Genomic DNA, 19836 nt, shown 5'->3' with positions numbered 1-19836 from the left:
TGGGGGTGCGCACGGCCACGACGAGAGCGACAGGACTGAAGGTTGCATCGATGAGTGAACGGCCGCCCATCTCGCCCCGTAGTCCGCGCGCAGCGCTGGAGCCCGAACGGGTGCCACCACCGCCACGCCGGTCCGAACGCGCACGTAATCCTTTCGTGGTGGTCGGCAACGCGATCATCACCTTGCTCATCCTGGCCATGATCGGCGGCGGCGCGACCTATTACTACGGCCGCCAGATCCTCGAGGCGCCAGGACCGCTGCAGGACGACAAGATCGTCAACATCCCGCAGCGCGCGGGCAAGCGCGACATCGCCGACGTGCTCGCGCGCGAAGGCGTCATCGACGTCAATCCCTGGATCTTCATCGGCGGCGTCTACGCGCTGAAGGCCAGTTCAGATCTGAAACCCGGCGAATATTCGTTCCAGAAGAATGCATCTCTGCGCGACGTGATCGGTGTGATCGTCGAAGGCAAGGTGGTGCAGCATGGCGTCACGATTCCTGAAGGCCTGACCTCCGAGCAGATCGTCGCCCGCCTGTCGGACAACGACATCTTCACCGGCAGCGTCCGCGAGATTCCGCGCGAAGGCACGTTGTTGCCCGAGACCTACAAATTCCCGCGCGGCACCAGCCGCGATCAGGTCATCCAGCGCATGCAGCAGGCGCAGAAGCGTGTGCTCGCCGAGATCTGGGAACGGCGCAGTCCCGATCTGCCGGTGAAGACGCCCGAGCAGCTGGTCACCCTGGCCTCGATCGTCGAGAAGGAGACCGGCAAGCCGGACGAGCGCAGCCGCGTGGCTGCCGTGTTCGTGAACCGGCTGAAGCAGCGGATCAAGCTGCAGTCGGACCCGACCATCATCTATGGCCTGGTCGGCGGCAAGGGCACCTTGGGACGTCCGATCAAGCGCAGCGAGATCACCCAGCCCTCGCCCTACAATACCTATGTGATCGAGGGGCTGCCGCCGGGGCCGATCTCCAATCCTGGCCGCGCCTCGCTGGAAGCAACCGCGAGTCCGGCGCGGACGCGCGATCTGTATTTTGTCGCGGACGGCACCGGCGGACACGCCTTCACCGAGACCTACGACCTGCATCAGAAGAACGTCGCCAAGCTCAGGGCGATGGAGCGGCAGACTCAGAACGACACCGTCGAGCCGGAGGAGGCACCGCCTGCCGTTGCCGGCGGAGCGGCGGATCCGGCGGCCATGGCGCCTCGTGCGCCAGTGGGGGCCAAGAAGCCGCCGGCCAACCGCGCCACCGGAGCTCCACCGGCCAATGGGCCCCGCCAGGGCGCGGCGCAGCCGAGCCCCCCGGTCGTTCAGCAATAATTTCCCACGCATGCCGGCCGCGCAGAACCGGGCTTAACATTTGCGCAAAAGGCCGTAAGGTTCGCGCACTTTTGGCGGGGCTGAGTCTGCCCCGTTCCTGATGTGCCGGAGATATTGACGAAATGGCGCTGTCGAGCATGACCGGCTTTGCCCGTAGTCACGGGGCGAGCGGTCCCTACTCGTTCGAGTGGGAATTGAAGTCGGTCAACGCCAAGGGATTGGACGTCCGGGTGCGGCTGCCGCAGGGCTGGGATGAGGTCGAGGCCTTCGCCAAGAAGCGCGCCACCGAAATCCTGTCGCGCGGCACCGTCTATGCGAACCTCACCGTCAAGCGCACCGAGACCGGGTCCACGGTGCGCATCAATGAGGACGTGCTGGCCGCGGTGCTGAAGGTGGCGAGCTCGCTGGCTGGCCGGATCGATGCCGTCGCGCCGAGCATCGACGGCCTGCTGTCGATCAAGGGCGTGATCGAGGTGGCCGAGCCGGAGAGCGACGAGGACGAGGACAAGGCCGCCAAGGACGGAGCCATCGCGGCGTTCGAGACGGCGCTGACAGATCTCGTCGAGATGCGCCGGCGCGAAGGCGACACGCTCGGCCAGATCCTCAACCAGCGCGTCGACGAGATCGAGAAACTGGCAGCGAAGGCCGAGGCATCGCCGGGCCGCAAGCCCGAGGCGATCAAGGCCAGGCTCGCCGAGCAGGTCGCGGCCTTGCTCGACACCTCCGATCGCTTCGATCCCGATCGCCTCGCGCAGGAGGCGCTGCTGATCGCGGCCAAGGCTGACGTGCGCGAGGAGCTCGATCGCATCGCCTCGCACATCGCGCAGGCGCGCGAGATGCTTGGCAAGGGCGGACCGGTCGGCCGCCGGCTCGACTTCCTGGCCCAGGAGTTCCACCGCGAGGTCAACACCTGCTGCTCGAAGGCGAACGACATCGAGCTCACGAATACGGGCCTGGAAATGAAGACCGTGGTCGAGCAGTTCCGCGAACAGGTTCAGAATCTGGAGTGATCCATGGCGGCTCACGACGGAAGCTTCGATGGCGTCGAGCGGCGCGGCCTGATGTTCGTGCTGTCGTCGCCATCCGGCGCAGGCAAGACGACGCTGTCGCGCCTGCTGATCGAGCGCATGCCGGGCCTGCAGATGTCGGTGTCGGCAACCACGCGTCCGATGCGCCCGGGTGAGGTCGACGGCCGCGACTATCACTTCGTCGATCGCGCCCGCTTCGAGGAGATGGCGAAGCGCAACGAGCTGCTCGAATGGGCGACCGTGTTCGACAACCGCTACGGCACGCCGCGTGCGCCGGTCGAAGCTGCGCTCTCGGCCGGCCAGGACGTGCTGTTCGACATCGACTGGCAGGGCACGCAGCAATTGCGCGAGAAGGCGCGGCAGGACGTGGTCAGCGTGTTCATCCTGCCGCCGTCCGCCGCCGATCTCGAGAAGCGCCTGCATACGCGCGCGCAGGATTCCGATGCGGTCATCCGCGGCCGCATGAGCCGCGCCAGCCACGAGATGAGCCACTGGGCGGAGTACGACTACATCGTCATCAACCGGAACATCGACGATGCCTTCGCCGAGGTGCAGTCGATCCTCAAGGCGGAGCGCCTGAAGCGCGAGCGCCGCACCGGTCTGACGAACTTCGTGCGTGAGCTGCAGCGACAGCTCGAGGGCTGAAGCCGAAAACGTCGCCTTACGCCCTGCGGCCAAGACGCGCCAGAATGTCCTGGATCCCGTCGAGCGACTCGTCCTGCTGAATGTTGCGCGGCCGCGGCCGCAGCGCCGGAGGCCGCGGAATGAAGTCGAGCGGCGGGCTCGCCGGATCCTCGAACGAGGTCGGGACGAAAGGCGGCCGTTGTTGCTGTGGCGCGCGCTGCTGTTGCTGCGGAGGCCGCTGCGGCGCCTGCTGCTGACGGAGCTGGGGCTGCAGGTGCTGCTGCTGCGGTGGCTGCTGACGGGGCTGCAGGTGCTGCTGCGGCTGCACGTGATGCTGCTGCGGCGGCGGCGCTTGCGGCCTGTCGATCACAGGTGGTGCCGGCGGGATTGAGGACCGCGACTCCAGCATGCTCATCAGCTGCGCGGCAGGATCGTCCTGCAAGCGTGCGAGGTTTTGCGGCGCCTCGGCTGCTGCAAATTCCTCCTCCTCGTCCTGAGCCGGCTCCGGCTCGTCTTCGGGCAACGAAAATCGCGATTGCAGCAGATTGATCAGCGCCGCCGCGGGGTCGTCGAGCTCGTCGTCAGCGGCTGTGCTCTCGACCCTCGCCGCCGGCTCGGCCGCGGCGATGTCATCATCTTCATCGTCCTGATAGGCCGGCTGCCGCGCCGCATGCGCGCGAAGTGTCTCGATCAGCGCGGCCGCCGGATCGGCTGACCGTGCGTGTTCGGGTTGAGCGGCCGGCTGGCCGTTGCGCAGACGTTCCATCAGCTGCTGCGCGGCCGTGGCCGTCTGAGATGCGGCGGCCTCGGCCACGGGCGGAGCCGTCGCGGCGGGGACGGCTGCGACCGGGGTTTCGCCGGTCTCGCCAGCCGCGGCCTGGGGCACGCGTCGCTTGGCCGCGCGCGATACCAGCAGTGCGGCGATCACCTTGGCGGCGTCGAGCGGCGCGCCGCCGCCGGACGACGCGGCGTCACCGGTGCGGGCCTTGCGCAGGGCCGAGACGATTTCGCCAACGTCGACAGGGGCGGGCGGCGCGGCAGTGGAGGTAGCTGCGGGAGCGGCTGGTGCCGCCGCCTGGGGGGGCGGCGACCAGGATTGTGGCGGCGCCTCGACCGGGGCCGCGCGGGGCGGCGCCTGGGCCGCCAGAGAGGTCGCGGCAGCGTTGGCCTTGGCGGCCGCGATGCTCGCGGCAGCGGCCTGCGCCGCAGCCATCTGCGCTGCTGCCAACTGGGGCGTGAGTTGCTGTTGCGGCGCCGGGGGCGCTGCAGGCGGCATCATGGCAGCGGCCGGTGGCTGTGCGACAGCCGCAGCCATCTGCTGGCTGTTGGCTGCGGGAGCCCGTTGCGCCGAAGCGCGATCAGCGAGCTGATCGATCGCCTGCCACACCGCGTCGGTGTTTTGCGGCCGCTGCATATCCGAGGCGGCGTCAAGCTCGCGCCGGCGCGCCGAGACGGGCTGATGATCCTGGTGCTGGGGCGCTGGGGCCTGCGCCTGACGGTACGCGCGGGACTCCATGTGCTCCGGCTGCGAGCTGCCCAATCGCGCACCCGCCAGCTCGAGCGCCGAAACCGGCTGTGCGCCCCGACCGCTATCGGCATAAGAGGGGCCCGGCATCCCACCGCGGCCTGCACGCGAGCCGGCGGGCTGTGGCGCCTTGGTGCGTGCCTTCATGCGTCCGCGGCGTGACCGCGCATCCTCGTGCCAACTGCCGTTGCGCTTGCGGCGCCGTCCCATGCGGCTGAGCCGGTAGAGGGCGCTTGCCAGCAGGCCCGAGATCGCGAGCGCGCCGATCACCACCAGCATCAGCACATGGATCGGTGCTTCGGGCTTGGTCGCCTTGGAGGCGACGGCAGCCTGGCTGTCGCTCCCGGCAGCGGCATTGGCGTCGGTATCGGCATTGCCGTCACCGGCCATCGCTGCCGGCGACGTATCGGTCGTGGTCGTGTCGACCTGCTGCGGCGGTGCCGATGTCCAAGGCGAGGCATCGAGGCTGCGCGGCAGGCTGGCATCGGACGCCGTCAACGTCGTCGGCGTGATCGCCAGATTTTGGGGCTTGGGCGTCCCTCTCGCGTCGACGCCGGTCCGCAGACGGGTCTGCGGCAGCTCTGCCATGGCGTCAGCGTTCGAGCGCTGTGCCGGGCCATCCGTCCGTCGCGGCGTCAGCTTGGGCGGTGTGGGCTGGGCAAAGTCCCAGGCGGCCGGCTGCTGCGTGGCGCGGGCGGGCACAGCCATCTCGCGCCCATTCGCATCCTTCAGATACCAGCAGCGTCGATTGGTCCCGCGGTCGAAACGATAGTACCAGTGCTGGGCGTCCGACTTGTCGCCGCTCGGTTCGGTCAGGCACTCCTCCGCCGTCATGGCGGTGCGCGGCAGCGCGATCAGGAGCAGGCCTGCAATGCCGGCGGCAATGGCAAATGCAACTCCTGCCGTTCGGCCTGCCATTGACGACTCCGGATACGCTTACGCAACGGCGCGTTCTCGGAGACAAGTTGGGTGGCAATGAGCCGCAATTCCGGATTAATTCTGGCCCGGTCTTTTCATCACCGAGTGCGGCTTTTTTCCCACAAGAGGATCTTGGCGCGTCGCGTTTTTTTGCCGCGATCTCGCGGCAAATCGGCCGCAACGGTGAAGATCGGCTGCCCGTTTCGTCGCAGGGCAATCAGGACGTGTGCAACGACAACCCTTGCGTTCGTAGGCGAATGATCTGCGGCGCAAGCCGCACGGCAGGGCGCGTGACGACCAAGCGCCGTCGAAGCTTCCGCTCCCCCCCATGATCGCGCGCGACGGCTCGCTCCGGCGCGACGAGGGCCGCGCCCGTTCGACCGACCGTGGCTCGGAGCGCGTTGCGGAAAGCGCCTTGTCGTCATTGCCGATGGTGCCGCCGGCACTGCCGGCTTGCGTCGGGGTCACCGTCGGCGACAGCATGATCAGGACAGTGCGATCGCGAGGGGAGGGGGGCGAGGATCACCGTCCGTCCTATCGCTCCGTCCAAGCGATCGTGCCGAGTGGCAGCAAGCGGCCGTTGTGCACGCACCACAGTCGCCTGCGATATCCGATGGGACAACTAATCAGTTGGTCAGCACCACCCGTCCGACCACGTGGCCGGCGCGCAGCTCATCGATCCATTTCTGGACGTCGGCCATCGGCTCCTCGCGCATCGGTGGCGGCTTGATCTTGCCGGCGCGTGCCAGCGCCATCAGTTCCTGGCCTTCCGCGAGAGTGCCGACCATGAAGCCCTCGATGGTCATGCGCTTGTAGACCCATTGAACCATCGGCAGGGTGAACTGGCCGCCCATCAGTCCGGACACCACGATCTTGCCGCCGCGCGCCACGACGGCGACCGCAAACGCCATCGACTTTTCGTTGCCGGCGAAATCGACCACCTCATCGAAGCCGCCGCCGGTCTCCTTGAGGATGCGCTTGATCACGTCAGGCTCAGAGGGATCATAGGCCGTGGTGGCGCCATTCTGCAGCGCCGTGTCGCGGGCGGCGGCGGAGAGATCGGCCACCGAGACCGGCTGCCTGAACATCGCCTGCGCGAACGACAGGCCCATCATGCCGACGCCGCCGAGGCCGATCAGCAGCAGATTGCGCTGCCGCGGCCGATCCACGAGGCGCTTCAGCGCGCCATAGGCTGTCACGCCAGAACACATCAGGGTCGCCGCCTGATTGACCGGCAGCGGATCATATTCGAGCAGGTACTTCGCGTCGGGCACCAGCACGTGAGTGGCGAAGCCGCCGTCGATCGAGACGCCGAGGAAGCGCTGCTTGGCGCACAGGTTCTCATCACCATTGGCACAATCGCGGCATTGGCCGCAGCCGATCCACGGAAACACCGCGCGCTTCGCGCCGATCAGCTCCTTCGGCACATCCGGCCCGACCTCGTCGACGACGCCGGCAATCTCATGTCCGAGCGTGAAGGGCAGGGTCATGCCGCGGGTGGTGTCGAGACGCTTGCCGCCGCCGAGATCAGCATAGCCGTCCTGGATGTGCAGGTCGGAATGGCACAGGCCGCAGCGCTCGATGCGCACGAGAACTTCGCGGCCTTGCGGCCTCGGCGTTTCGACGATGGTTTCGCACAGCGGCGCATCGAACTTGACGAGCGACTGACGGCGCATCAACGCCATGATGAATCTCCCTGAAAGGCTTGTTGTTAGGTCTTGTTATCGTCACGACTATTGGTCAATTCGCGCGCCATGGCAATAAAGCCCGAGACGGGAATGGTCTCGGCGCGGCGCGTGGGATCGACGCCGGCCGCGGCAGCCAGGCGCGCAGGATCTGATGGCAGCGACTTCAGGCTCTGCCGCAGCATTTTGCGGCGCTGGCCGAAGGCGGCGGCGGCGACCTGTTCGAGCGCGCGGCGCTCGCACGGCTCGGGCGCCAGGCGCGGCACGAGCCGCACCACGGATGACGTCACCTTCGGCGGCGGCACGAAGGCCGACGGCGAAATGTCGAACAGGATCCTGGTCTCGCAGCGCCAGTTGGCGAGCACGCCGAGCCGGCCATAGGCCTCGTCGTTCTCGGTTGCCACGATGCGCTCGGCGACCTCGCGCTGGAACATCAGCACCATCATGTCGTACCAGGGCGGCCACGGCTCGGCGGACAGCCAGCCGATCAACAGATGCGTAGCGATGTTGTAGGGCAGGTTGGCGACGATCTTCGCTTTGGTCGTACCAAGATAGGGCCTGACATCGAAGGTGCGGGCGTCGGTGCAGACGATCTCGAGACGTCCGGGATAGCGGTCGGCGATCGCCCGCAGCGCGGGAATCGCGCGCTGATCATGCTCGACCGCGATGACGTGGCGTGCGCCGAGCGCGAGCAGGGCCCGTGTCAGGCCTCCAGGCCCGGGGCCGATCTCCACCACGGTGGCGTCCTCGAGGGGACCTGCGGCGCGCGCGATCCGGGCGGTGAGATTGAGATCGAGCAGGAAGTTCTGGCCGAGCGCCTTGCGCGCCGACAGCTGATGTTCACGGATGACCTCGCGCAATGGCGGGAGGTCGTCGATCGCGCTCATGACGATTGGCTGGCCATGCGCGCCGCCAGCTGCAAGGCCGCAATCAGGCTGGCCGGATTGGCGATGCCCTTGCCGGCGATCGCGAAGGCCGTGCCGTGATCCGGCGACGTGCGGATGAAGGGTAGGCCGAGCGTGACGTTGACGCCCTCGTCGAAGGCCAGCGTCTTGATCGGGATCAACGCCTGGTCGTGGTACATGCAGACGGCGCAATCATAGCTGTTGCGGGCCGCGGCGTGGAACATGGTGTCGGCGGGCAGCGGCCCCTGCACGTCCAGCCCGGCGTTGCGCAAGGTCGCGATCGCCGGCGCGATGATCGTGTCCTCCTCGGTGCCGAGCGTGCCGTCCTCGCCGGCGTGCGGATTGAGGCCCGACATCGCGATGCGCGGCCGCGACAGGCCAAAATAGCGCCGCAGGCCGGCGGCCACGATGCGCGTCGTCGAGGTGATCAGCGGGCTCGTCAGCTGCGCGATCGCATCGCGCAAGGCGACGTGAATGGTCACGGGCACCACGGCCAGCGTCGGCGACCACAGCATCATCACGGGCTGCGGCGCCGGGCCGCCATCGGCTGCGAGCTCGGCAAGAAACTCGGTGTGGCCGGGATGCGAGAAGCCGGCGCGATAGAGCACGGCCTTGGCGATCGGGTTGGTGACGACGGCGCTGGCATGGCCGGCCTTGACGTCGGCGACCGCATGACGGATCGAGCCGATGGCGGCTTCGGCGCTGGTCGCGTCGGGGCGGCCGGGCAGGGCGGTCACGCGATGGCCTGTGGCGACCACGGGGAGCGCGGTTGCGAAGGCCTCCGTCGCCTCGCCGGAGCGCACCTCGGCCACCGGAATCGGAAGCCCAAGCAGCTTGGCCCGCTGCGCCATGAAGGCGGGATCGCCGAGCACGTAGAAGGCCGGAAGCCCGAGTTCAGTGCGGCGCAGCCAGGCCTGCAGGGTGATGTCGGGTCCGATGCCGGCCGGTTCCCCCAGAGAAAGCGCGAGGGGCTTCGTCATCAGCGATATTCGATCATCGCCGCCTTGCGGACTTCCTGCAGATAGGCCTTCGACGTCGCTTCATATTTCTTGGCGTACATCTGTTCCTTGATCTCACGCTTCTTCGGCGTGTCGATCGTGGTCGGCGTGCGCGCGCAGAGAGCGACCATCTGGATGCCCTGCTTGGTCGCTTCCGGCGGAGTCAGGTGGCCGATCGGGGTGTCATCGAGCAGCTTGCGCAGATTGGGCGGAATGTCGGCCGAGGTCTTGACCACGATCTCCTTGATGACGGCGTTGGCTGTCGTCTTGAAGATTGTGTTGGCGTCGGCGCAGCTCTGCACCCGCGTGCGCAGCGCCTCCGCCTCCTTCTGCCGGATCTCCATCGCGCCCTGGTTCGAGGAGTTGCCGACGATCAGGACGATCGGCTGCATCTTGTATTCGAAGGCCTGCCCCTGTTGGTCGGAGTCGCCGCCGGAAGCCGCAACGGCTGCGGCCACGTCCTTGTCGGAGACGATCAGGCGCTCCTTGTAGCGGCCGCGCACGAGGCTGGTCCAGACGATCTCAGCCTTGATGCGGGACTTGAGCGTCTCCGGTCGTATGCCCTGGCTCTCCAGCGATTTCGCCAGCTGTTCGGCGTTCAGGCGCATGCGCGATCCCATCGCGGCAAACGACTGGTCGACGTCGGAAGAGGTGGGCTCGACTCCGAACTTCTTGCCCTCCTTGATCTTCACCTTCTCGTCGATCAGCTCGTTGAGCACATCCTGGCGGCTCTGCTGCTTGTGGGTGCTCAGAAAGTTCAGCTTGGTTCGCTGCTCGATGTCGTAATCGGTGATCGGATCGCCATTGACCATGACGGCGATGCTCTGGGCTCGAGCCGACATGATGCCGGCCCCCCAGACCAGCGCAGCCGCGGCGCAGATGGTCAGGATCCTGAGACGGGGAAGGAGCGCAATCGTCATGACTAGGCTTCGCTGTTCGCAATCGGTCCAACTGGGGAGCGGCGCCACGGCTCTCGACAGCATGGATCTCAACACTTGGATCTCAACACATGGCCCTCGACGCGGTCATTTCGGACCCAGGGAGCGCCGGTCGGAGACTGGCGCGCGCTACTGAAGGCCTCCGGTCCCGGTTCCCGTCGTCGAGGAATTGGCAAGGGTCCGGAGTCCGATCTGGAGCATATAGGCATGGCTCAGAACGGGCGTCGTTGTGCCTGTCGTATAATTATAGGACGTTACATAGTTGGCGGCCAGCACGAAACAATCGTCCACGTAGCCCGCCCCGATCACATACTGGTTGATCTTGTTGGCCACGAGATCCCAGCGCGCAGCACCCGTCGCGACCCAGTTCGGCGCGAACTTGACCGAGCCGCTGGCCAGAACGCCTTCACGCCGGTTGAGGTAGCCGATCGCCGGATCGGCGGCATAGTTGCCGTAGGTCAGGGCCACCGACCAGCGATCGAAATTGGCCTTGGCCTCCGCCTCGAAGCGCTGGATGTTCAGCGTCTGCTGATCGAAGCGGCTGCGCATGCTGAAGGTGTAGGTCCGGTTCGGCGAATAATCCACCCGCGCCACGTAATCGGACACGGTCTTGTCGAGGCCGGACCCGATGCCGGTGTTGTTCATGTCCTGAACCGCGAAGGAGTTCAGGCCGAACAGATGGTAGGACTGGCCGAACAGCACGTTGATGGTGCCGCCGCGGTCGAACTGCGTGGTGGCCTGGACGCCGACATTGGCGCGGCCGCCGCCCTCGACGCGGTCGTAGCCGGAGAACTTGTCGACGCTGAACAGGTTGCTGGCGTCGAACACCATGCTCTGGGCGTCCTCGTTCGGCAGCCGGCCAGCATAGGTCTCGTTGGGCCGGATGATCACTTGCGCGATCGGCTCGATCGTCGTGGTGCCCCACGGCTGCACGTTGATGAACGGGTAGCGGTATTCGAGGCCGACGGTCGGCATCAGCCGCAGCGCCTGGGTGTCGCCGGTCGGCAGGAAGTTGCCGACGCCCGGCTGGTTCGTCACGTTGGCGTTGATCGCATCCGCACGCAGGATCGCGAACGGTGTCCAGATCTGGCCGTAGGGATCCGTGAACGAGCGCCGCCACTCCGCCTGTGCGGTCAGGCGGGTGTAGGTGCCGGGCGTGGCGCGCAGCAGGCACTGCGTCGGCAGGCGCGCAAGCGGGTCAGCCGATGTCGTCGTGCACAGACCGTTGGTGTTGGCCGTGGTGGTGATCGGATCGAACACCGCCTGCTCGCGGGTCAGATTGACGAAGTTGGTCTTGTAGCTGAACTCGCCGCCAAACACCGGGTAGTTGAGCACGTTCGAGTAGTCCAGCACCGGATACACGATCGGCACGGTCTGCTGGTTGCCCGAGAAGCTCAGATAGTGGATCGCCCGGACGTCGAAGAAGCTGCGGCTGCCGACACCGGTCAGGTACAGCTGCGAGATCGCCTCCGTCGGCAGGCTCATGAACGAGTTGAACGGATCGCGGTACTGGGCCAGCCGGTAGTCCGACAGGAACATGTAGTCGGACAGCAGGATGCCGTCCCAGCCGAACACCCATTTGTCGTTAAGCGCGAACTGACCCTTGGTGTCGACGCCGCCGCGGAACTGGCGATCCCCGGGCTGGTTGGCAAACGCATTCCGGTTCAGCTGGTCGATGCCGTAGAGGCGCACCTGATAGCTGCCATTGCTCAGGCGCTGGCGAAACTCGGCCTGCGCCAGCACGCCCTGCTTGGAGGTGATGCGCGGCGTGAAGGTCGCGTCGTAATCGGGCGCGATCGCCCAGTAATACGGGATGTCGACGCCGAAGCCGTAGCCACCGGTCTGGGTGAAGCCCGGCATCAGGAAGCCGCTCTTGCGCTTGACCGTCGGGTCAGGCGTCGAGAAATACGGGATGTAGGCCAGGGGGACGCCGAAGAATTCGAGCTGGGCGTTCTCGAAATACAGCATCTTCTCGGTCTGGTCGTGGATGATGCGCGCACCCTTGACCTGCCACAGCGGCGGCTTCTTCGGATCGTCCTTGCACGGTGCGCAGGCCGTATAAACACCGTTTTCGAAGACGGTATAATTTCCCTTGGAGCGGTCGGCGCGGGTTGCCGCCATCCGCGTCTGGTCCTCGGTCTCGACCCGCAGCGAATCGACGAAGCCGTCGCGATAATTGTCCGACAGATCGAGGCTGTTGGCGTAGGTGATCTTGCCGTCGGCGTCGGTCATGCGGATGTTGCCTTCCGCATGCAGGCGCTTGGTCTTCTGGTCGTAGATGATCCGGTCGGCCTCGACCGAGGTGCCGTTGTAGAACAGCTGCACGTTGCCGACCGCCGACACGCGCGAGTTGTTGTAGTCGTAGTCGACCTCGGTCGCCTGGACCAGCATCTGGTTGTCGTTGGCGACGCGCGGCGGCGGCGGCTTGGGCGGGCGCGGATTGTAGGTGAAGCCCTGCGCCGCAGCCGGCGACAGCAGCGCGGCGTCGAGGGCGGCCGCGAGGCCGAGCGCAAGCACGCAAGCGAGTACGACAGACCCGGCGCAACGGGCGCGCGAAGACGCTACGCGCGCACCAGCAAGCAGCCGGAGCGCGGCGAGCGCGGTCTGACGGACGGCAACGAACGACACTAGCCGTCCTCCTGGTAGAGCAAAGCCATGAAGCCGGTGAGGCCGCCGACGAACACCGGCAGCCACGCCGCAACAATCGGTTCCATCAACGCAGCCTTGCTCAAATCTTCCGTTACTTTCGACAGGACATAGAGCAGAAAGCCGGCGCCCACGCCACTCAAAACCATTTTTTGAACGCCACCCATACGGAAGAACCTGAGGGACACGGACGCAGCCAGCATGACCATCGCAGCCAGCAAAAACGGCTGTGCGATGAGCTTATGATACTGCAGTCGGTACCCTGCGGTCGCGAACCCCGAACTCTCCGACGAACGGATGTAGCTCGGCAGTTGCCAAAACGACACAGTTTCGGGGGTGGAGAAGCTGTTGCGGACCTGCGCCGGCGTCAGACTCGTCGGCAAAATGAACGTCGGTTCGTCGACCGGCGGCGCATCGAGCGAGAATCGGCGGACCGATTTGAACACCCATTGGCCCTCTTCGAGGGTCGCCTCGCGGGCCTCGATTCGATCCTTGAAGTGATTCTTCGCGTCAGGAGTCTTCGTCTCAAAACGAAACAGCGTCAGGCCGGTCAGCCGGACGCCCTGCTGCTCGCTGCGCGCGGCGTTGATGATGACCGCGCCGTCGGGGGTGACCTGGTTGAGCCAGAAGCCGGACGCGTCCTGAACGCCGCCGCCGGGCGCGTTGCCGAACAGCTCGGCTTCCATGCGCTTCGACAGCTCGCGCAGATTGGCCGACATCGGATTGTACAGCGTGGTGGCCATCAGCCCGAGCAGGATCGCGCTCGCTAGCGCCGGCGCGATGAACTGCCAGGCCGACACGCCGGCGGCGCGGGCGACCACAAGCTCGAGCCGGCGCGACAGCGCGAGGTAGCAGGTCATGGCGCCGATCAGCACGCAGAACGGCATCATCTTCTCGAGCAGCTGCGGCACCCGGAACAGCGAGGTCTCGGCCACCATCAGCGCCGAGGCCGAGGCCAGCCCCGAAGTGCGGCGGACCATCTCGATGTAGTCGACCAGCACCAAGAGCAGGAAAATGCTCGCGAACACGCCGATCGCAGAGACCAGGAAACGGCCGGCGAAATAGCGCCCGAGCGTGTTGGTGACCATGCTCATGCGGTGGCCGGCCTCCTGAACAGCCGCGCGATCCGCGCATTGGAGCGGTTGATCGCCTCCATGAGCCGGGCAGGCGGCTCGACCACGACGCCGCCGACAATGATCCACAGGCTGAGGCCGAGCGTGCCGAACAGCATCAGGTACTGGACCAGCGCCGCGATCGGCGTCTTCACGGTCATGACCGAGCAGGCAAAGCCGGCCATGCGCACGCCGAACACGGCCAGAATGGCGCTGCCGAACGAGAAGTTGCGGCTCTGCCGGGTGGTGCGCGGCGCCCCCAGAAACGCGAAGGTGAGGGCGGCGAAAGCGAACGGGTAGATCGGCGCCAGGAAGCGGTCGTGCAATTCCTGCCGGAATTGTCCGGGGATCTGCTTGTAGATCGGATCATCCTCGGCGGGCGCCATCAGCTCCCACACATAGCGCTCGCGAATGCCGAGCGTGACATCGCGGCCCTGATTCGAGAACTTCGACATGTCGAAGGCGTAGCGGGCGAACGCGACCATCGCCGGCTCGCGCTTGCCGATCTCGAAACGCTCCAGGTTGCCGTCCTCCAGCACCAGGAACGAGCCGTCGGTGTTCTTTACCACGGTGCCCTTCTCGGCGATGATGGTGATTCGCTCCTTGGGATCGCGGCGGTCGTCGATCAGGATGCTCTTCAACTCGCCGCCGGGCTGGCGTTCGCCGATCCTGATCGTCAGGTTCTGGTCGAGCTGCGCAAAGCGGCCGGGCTGCAGGATGTTGGTGAGGACGTCGGCCGTGATCTCGGCGTCCCATTGCTTGATCCGGCGCAGCCCGTCGGGCGCGATGAAGGACGCCAGCACGGTGACCAGCACGGCGACCACGCAGGTCGCATAGGCGAACGGCAGGAACAGCCGGATCGGCGACATGCCGGCGGCGTTCATCACGATGATCTCGGAGTCGGTGGCGAGCTTGTTCAGCGTGTGCGAGACCGCGATCATCAGCGCGATCGGCGCGATGACGCCGAGCAGCGACGGAATCACCAGCCCGGTGATGCCGAGGAAGGTGAGGATGGTCTGGCCCTGGCTGGTCATCAGGTCGATGCCGCGCAGCGCCTGGGTGATCCAGATCACCCCGGTGAGGCTGACCAGCACCAACGCAAACGACGCGAGCGTCGTGCGAAAGATGTACCTGTCGATGGACCCCATCGTGCGCGCTCGATCCCAAATCAGCAGTCCCGGAACGAGCGCTGCAGCCCCCCTTGAAACGGGTCCCTGGGCTGCTTGCGCCGTGTCGTTCCAAGAGCGGTGAGTATCTTTACCATCCCTTTGATCCGTCGACAAAATGGCTGTGGCGTGGCGCCACGAAAATACGTTCAAAATTTCACTGTTGTGGCCGCCCCGCCACGGGAAGGCTTGGCAGCCCTGGCCAAGGCAGGCCATACTGTTGCCAAGTTGGGTTCCGAACTGCCGCCATCCCCGTCTGTCCGCTCGGATTTTGACCCGGTCGCGGCGGCTCTCACGTCGAAAATCTGGAGGATTGCTTGATGTCCGACACCGTCAAGGTCGGCTTCGTTCCGCTGTCGACCGCTTCCCGCGGTATCGCGGTGGCGTTTTGCGATGACTCGCTGCGGCTAGGAGCCGCGACCGACAAGGCGCTCGGGGGAGCCTCGGACCTGATCAAGCGGGCGGCCGCAGCGGCGCGGTTCAAGGGCAAGGACGGCGCGGTGCTGGACCTGCTGGCCCCTGAAGGAATCAAGATTCAGCGCTTGATCGTGATCGGGACCGGCAAGGGCAGCGATCATAAGGAAAAGGATTTCCTCAAATATGGCGGGGTCTTAACCGGAAAACTCAACGCCGGGACTGAAGCGGTCACGGTGCTGGCCGAGCTTCCGGCCGGGCCGATGACGCCGGACCAGGTCAGCTCGCTGGCTGCCGGGATCAGGCTGCGCGCGTATCAGTTCGACCGCTACAAGACGAAGAAGAAGGACGACGATGGCAGCGTCAGCGCCACCGTCTCGATCGCCGTCTCCGACGTCGCCGCCGCCAAGAAGGCGTTCGCGCCGCGCACCCATGTGACCGACGGCGTGATTCTCGCGCGCGATCTCGTCAACGAGCCGCCGAACGTGCTCTATCCGGAGGAGTTCGCCAAGCGCGCCGCCGCGCTGCGCAAGCTCGGCGTCACCGTCGAGATTCTCGACGTTCCGGCGATGAAGAAGCTCGGCATGGGGGCGCTGCTCGGCGTCGGCCAGGGCTCGGCGCGGCCGAGCCGCACCGTTGTGATGCGCTACAATGGCGGCAAGAAGGGCGAGCAGCCGGTGGCCTTCATCGGCAAGGGCGTGTGCTTCGACACCGGCGGCATCTCGATCAAGCCGGCCGGCTCGATGGAGGACATGAAGGGCGACATGGGCGGCGCCGCCTGCGTCGTCGGCCTGATGCACGCGCTGGCGGCCCGCAAGGCCAAGGCCAATGTGATCGGTGCGATCGGCCTCGTCGAGAACATGCCGGACGGCAATGCCCAGCGTCCGGGCGACATCGTCACCTCGATGTCCGGCCAGACCATCGAGATCATCAACACCGACGCCGAAGGGCGGCTCGTGCTCGCCGATGTGCTCTGGTATGTCGCGACCAAGTTCAAGCCGAAATTCATGATCGATCTGGCGACCCTCACCGGAGCGATCATGGTCGCGCTCGGCACCGAGCATGCCGGCCTGTTCGCCAATGATGACGATCTGGCCGACAAGCTGATCAAGGCCGGGCAGGAGACCGGCGAGAAGGTCTGGCGCATGCCGCTCGGATCCGAATACGACAAGCTGATCGATTCGCAGTTCGCCGACATGAAGAACACCGGCGGCCGCCACGGCGGCTCGATCACCGCCGCGCAGTTCCTGCAGCGCTTCGTCGATGGCACGCCATGGGCGCATCTGGACATCGCGGGCACCGCGATGGGTGCGCCGAAATCGGAAATCAACCAGAGCTGGGGATCAGGCTATGGCGTCCGCCTGCTTGATCGCCTGGTCTGGGACTCCTACGAAGCGAAAGCGTAACCGGGTCCTGAGCGGATGACCGAAGTCCTGTTCTATCATCTGCAGAACATGACGCTGGAAGGCGTGCTGCCGCCGCTGCTCGAGAAATCGCTCGAGCGCGGCTGGCGGGTGGTGGTGCAGTCGACCTCGGAGGAGCGTGCCGATGCGCTCGACGCGCATCTGTGGACCTATCGTGACGATTCGTTTCTGCCGCACGCGACCTGGCGGGTGCCCGATGTCGCCGATCAGCCGATCGTGCTGGCGGTGGAGGAGAGCAATCCGAACGGCGCGACGGTCAGATTCCTGGTCGACAACGCGGCGCTGCCGTCCGATTCGCAGAACTACGAGCGCGTGGTGCTGGTCTTCAACGGCGATGATACGGACGCGCTCGCTGCAGCGCGGTCGGCGTGGACCGATTGCAAAAATCGTGGATTCGATGTCACCTACTGGCAGGCCGATGAGCGCGGGCGCTGGCAACGTCGGCAATGATGGCGTAAGCCCTGACAACATGCACGGGCGCGTGATGGCAGCGCCGGGCGATTAATGGTAAACAGCCGATTTGCCGGCTAGAGCGTTGGCAAAGTCACGAACGTGCCGCAAAGTGATGGTGGGACAACACCTTAGAGTGTCCACAGGTTGCAATTCAGCAAGGTTCATCGTGCGAGACCACAACAAACAACTGACGCGCGTTCTGCCGTTCCTCTTGCTTGCAACGGTCGTGTCCGGATGCTCGAGCACGCCCGACTTCCTGTCCAAGGATGCCGAGTGGTTCAACCGGCCGCAGCGCCTGTTCATCAAGAGCATCTCGATCGACGCGCCGCCGCTGTCGCCTGAAAAGCCGGTCAACGCGGAAGATCTCGTCAGCACGGATGGGGCCTGTCCCGGAATGGCGCCGACCGGTGCTGCTGCGGGTGCGAATGCGCTGTCCAGCGATGCGGCCGCTGCGCCGCCGCCAAACGCCGGTGGCACCGTGGCGCTTGGCCATACCGAGTGTGACGTCGTGCGGGGTATCGGTGCGCCCGACAGCGTCAACATCGGCAACAATGGCGGCGACCGCGTTGCGACCGTCACTTGGCTGCGCGGTGCGCGTGCCGGCGTCTACACCTTTACGGGGGGGCGCCTGACCTCGGTGGAGCGCGCGCCCGATCCGGGTCCGGCTCCGAAGATGGCCAAGCCGGCGAAAGCGAAGAAGCGCGCCACCTGAGCGCGCTTCGATCTGATTTGTTCAGCTGACGAATACAGGTTCGTCAGCCGGCTGCCTCGTCATACAGCGTGCTCGCCTCCAGCCACTGCTCCTCGGCACGCACCAGCGCTTCGGTCGCGTTGGCGCGTGCTTTCGAGAGTTGCGCCGCCTGCTTCGGGTCGCGCGTGAAGATGTCCGGCAGCGACAGCGCGCCGTCGATCTTGGCGATGATCTCGGTGATGCGGGCAATCTCGGCTTCGGCCGCAGTGATCTTCTGCTTCAGCGCGCCACGCCGGTTGTCGCGCGGCCGCTCGGCTTTTTCGATGGCCTGCGGACGTTCCGTCTCTCGCGCGGCTGCGCCGCTGCGCGACGACAGGATCATGCGCCTGTAGTCATCGAGATCACCGTCATACGTCTTCACGGTGCGGTCGCCGACGACCCACAGCCGGTCGGCGCAGGCCTCGATCAGATAGCGATCGTGCGACACCATGATCACCGCGCCCGGAAACTCGTTGATCGCCTCGGCCAGCGCGGCGCGGCTGTCGATGTCGAGATGGTTGGTCGGCTCGTCCAGGATGATCATGTTCGGGCCGTAGAAGGTGGCGAGGCCGAGCAGCAGCCGCGCCTTCTCGCCGCCCGACAGGCTCTTCACCAGCGTGTCCGCCGCCTTGCCGGAAAAGCCGATCGCGCCGGCGCGGGCACGCACCTTCGATTCCGGCGCTTCGCCCATCAGCTTGCGCACATGCGTGTAGGGCGATCCGAGCTCGTCGAGCTCGTCGAGCTGGTGTTGGGCGAAATAGGCAATCGACAGCTTGTCGGCGCGGGTGATCTTGCCGGAGAACGGCGCGAGCCGCCCGGCGAGCAGCTTCACCAGCGTCGATTTGCCGTTGCCGTTGGCGCCGAGCAATGCGACGCGGTCGTCATTGTCGATGCGCAAGGTGACGCGGTTGAGCACGGGCTGCGCCGGATCGTAGCCGACCGTTGCGTTGTCGACGGCGATGATCGGCGGCGACAGCAGCTTCTCCGGCGCGGGGAAGGTGATCTCGTGCACGTCCTGGGTGACGAGCGCGGTGATCGGCTTCATCCGCTCCAGCATCTTGACGCGGGATTGCGCCTGGCGCGCCTTCGAGGCCTTGGCCTTGAAGCGTTCGACGAAGGCCTGCAACCGGGCGCGCTCGGCCTCCTGGCGCTTGACCGCCTTGGCGTCGAGCATCTCGCGGGTTGCCCGCTGCTCCTCGAACGACGAATAGCCGCCGCGGTACAGCGTGAGCTTGTTGCGCTCGAGATGCAGGATCTGGTCGACCGACGTCTCCAGCAGGTCGCGGTCGTGGCTGATCACGATCACGGTGCGCGGATAATGCGCGAGGTGATCCTCGAGCCACAGCGTGCCTTCGAGGTCGAGATAGTTGGTCGGCTCGTCCAGCAGCAGCAGGTCGGGCGCGGCGAACAGGGTGGCCGCGAGCGCGACGCGCATCCGCCAGCCGCCGGAGAATTCGGAGCAGGCGCGGGCCTGGTCGGCGGCGGAGAAGCCGAGGCCGCTGAGGATGGCGGCGGCGCGCGCCGGCGCCGAATGCGCGTCGATGTCGACGAGCCGCATCTGGATCTCGGCGATGCGGTCGGGATCGACGGCGGTCTCGGATTCGCGCAGCAGGGCGTCGCGCTCGAGATCGGCGCGCAGCACCACCTCGATCAGGCTTTCGGGCCCGCTTGGAGCTTCTTGGGCCAGGCTGCCGATCCGCCACCGCGGCGGCAGGCTGATGCTGCCGTTCTCCAGCGACAGTTCGCCGCGGATGGCCTTGAAGAGGGTCGACTTGCCGGTGCCGTTGCGGCCGACCAGACCGACGCGCGCGCCGGGCGGGATCTGCACCGAGCTCTGGTCGATGAGAAGCCGTCCGGCCAGGCGGATGGAGATGTCGGTGATGGAAAGCATGCGCGCCTTGTCACCGCGCGCGCGGCCAAACGCAACCGGTTTGTGCCGGCTTCAGCT

General features: G+C 66.2%; 15 protein-coding genes. 6 read left to right on the top strand and 9 right to left on the bottom strand.

Annotated features, from left to right (window positions below):
* Nucleotides 1–50 precede the first annotated feature (50 nt).
* The 3 genes from mltG (at nucleotide 51) to gmk (ending at nucleotide 2995) form a co-directional block, all read left to right on the top strand.
* On the top strand, nucleotides 51–1322 hold the full coding sequence (gene mltG, locus QQL87_RS32390) for an endolytic transglycosylase MltG (RefSeq protein WP_284423166.1): 1272 nt from the start codon (nucleotides 51–53) through the stop codon (nucleotides 1320–1322).
* 122 nt (nucleotides 1323–1444) lie between these two features.
* Nucleotides 1445–2332, top strand: a complete 888-nt coding sequence (locus QQL87_RS32385; protein WP_284423167.1) for a YicC/YloC family endoribonuclease — start codon at nucleotides 1445–1447, stop codon at nucleotides 2330–2332.
* A 3-nt stretch (nucleotides 2333–2335) separates the two neighbouring features.
* A complete protein-coding gene (gene gmk / locus QQL87_RS32380; RefSeq protein ID WP_284423168.1) occupies nucleotides 2336–2995 on the top strand; it encodes a guanylate kinase in 660 nt (219 codons plus the stop codon).
* A 16-nt stretch (nucleotides 2996–3011) separates the two neighbouring features.
* Here gmk and QQL87_RS32375 read toward each other — a convergent pair whose 3' ends face one another.
* The 8 genes from QQL87_RS32375 to lptF form a co-directional block, all read right to left on the bottom strand.
* Nucleotides 3012–5417, bottom strand: coding sequence for a hypothetical protein (locus tag QQL87_RS32375; protein ID WP_284423169.1), 2406 nt, complete (start codon nucleotides 5415–5417; stop codon nucleotides 3012–3014).
* Between the two features lie 626 nt (nucleotides 5418–6043).
* The gene (locus QQL87_RS32370; RefSeq protein ID WP_284423170.1) at nucleotides 6044–7102 is read right to left on the bottom strand and encodes an alcohol dehydrogenase; all 1059 of its coding nucleotides are present in this window, start codon (nucleotides 7100–7102) and stop codon (nucleotides 6044–6046) included.
* Between the two features lie 26 nt (nucleotides 7103–7128).
* A complete protein-coding gene (rsmA, locus tag QQL87_RS32365) occupies nucleotides 7129–7989 on the bottom strand; it encodes a 16S rRNA (adenine(1518)-N(6)/adenine(1519)-N(6))-dimethyltransferase RsmA (protein ID WP_284423171.1) in 861 nt (286 codons plus the stop codon).
* The gene (pdxA, locus tag QQL87_RS32360) at nucleotides 7986–8987 is read right to left on the bottom strand and encodes a 4-hydroxythreonine-4-phosphate dehydrogenase PdxA (RefSeq protein ID WP_284423172.1); all 1002 of its coding nucleotides are present in this window, start codon (nucleotides 8985–8987) and stop codon (nucleotides 7986–7988) included. The genes rsmA and pdxA overlap by 4 nt, the downstream gene beginning before the upstream one ends.
* Complete coding sequence (locus tag QQL87_RS32355; RefSeq protein ID WP_284423173.1) at nucleotides 8987–9925, bottom strand: SurA N-terminal domain-containing protein; 939 nt, start codon at nucleotides 9923–9925, stop codon at nucleotides 8987–8989. Before QQL87_RS32355 ends, pdxA begins: the two co-directional genes overlap by 1 nt.
* Before the next feature lie 147 nt (nucleotides 9926–10072).
* Nucleotides 10073–12571 (bottom strand): LPS-assembly protein LptD, encoded by a 2499-nt coding sequence (locus QQL87_RS32350; RefSeq protein ID WP_284423174.1) that lies wholly within the window; start codon nucleotides 12569–12571, stop codon nucleotides 10073–10075.
* Nucleotides 12571–13683 carry an LPS export ABC transporter permease LptG gene (gene lptG, locus QQL87_RS32345; RefSeq protein ID WP_284423175.1) on the bottom strand — a complete coding sequence of 371 codons (1113 nt, stop codon included), beginning with the start codon at nucleotides 13681–13683 and terminating at the stop codon, nucleotides 12571–12573. The genes QQL87_RS32350 and lptG overlap by 1 nt, the downstream gene beginning before the upstream one ends.
* Nucleotides 13680–14849 carry an LPS export ABC transporter permease LptF gene (lptF, locus tag QQL87_RS32340; RefSeq protein WP_284423176.1) on the bottom strand — a complete coding sequence of 390 codons (1170 nt, stop codon included), beginning with the start codon at nucleotides 14847–14849 and terminating at the stop codon, nucleotides 13680–13682. The genes lptG and lptF overlap by 4 nt, the downstream gene beginning before the upstream one ends.
* A 338-nt stretch (nucleotides 14850–15187) precedes the next feature.
* On the opposite strand from lptF, the gene QQL87_RS32335 reads away from it, so the two are divergent.
* The 3 genes from QQL87_RS32335 to QQL87_RS32325 all read left to right on the top strand — a co-directional run bounded on the left by QQL87_RS32335 (nucleotide 15188) and on the right by QQL87_RS32325 (nucleotide 17870).
* Entirely contained in the window at nucleotides 15188–16687 is a 1500-nt protein-coding gene (locus tag QQL87_RS32335; protein WP_284423177.1) for a leucyl aminopeptidase, read from the top strand.
* 15 nt (nucleotides 16688–16702) lie between these two features.
* On the top strand, nucleotides 16703–17155 hold the full coding sequence (locus QQL87_RS32330) for a DNA polymerase III subunit chi (protein ID WP_284423178.1): 453 nt from the start codon (nucleotides 16703–16705) through the stop codon (nucleotides 17153–17155).
* A 214-nt stretch (nucleotides 17156–17369) separates the two neighbouring features.
* Complete coding sequence (locus QQL87_RS32325; RefSeq protein ID WP_284423203.1) at nucleotides 17370–17870, top strand: hypothetical protein; 501 nt, start codon at nucleotides 17370–17372, stop codon at nucleotides 17868–17870.
* A gap of 43 nt (nucleotides 17871–17913) precedes the next feature.
* Here the strand turns inward: QQL87_RS32325 and QQL87_RS32320 are convergent, their stop codons facing one another.
* Nucleotides 17914–19779, bottom strand: coding sequence for an ABC-F family ATP-binding cassette domain-containing protein (locus QQL87_RS32320; RefSeq protein ID WP_284423179.1), 1866 nt, complete (start codon nucleotides 19777–19779; stop codon nucleotides 17914–17916).
* Nucleotides 19780–19836: the final 57 nt, after the last annotated feature.

It is taken from the genome of Bradyrhizobium sp. SSBR45G (assembly GCF_030159255.1).
Taxonomy (GTDB): Bacteria; Pseudomonadota; Alphaproteobacteria; order Rhizobiales; family Xanthobacteraceae; genus Bradyrhizobium.
This window is presented reverse-complemented; position numbering and strand designations above follow the sequence as displayed.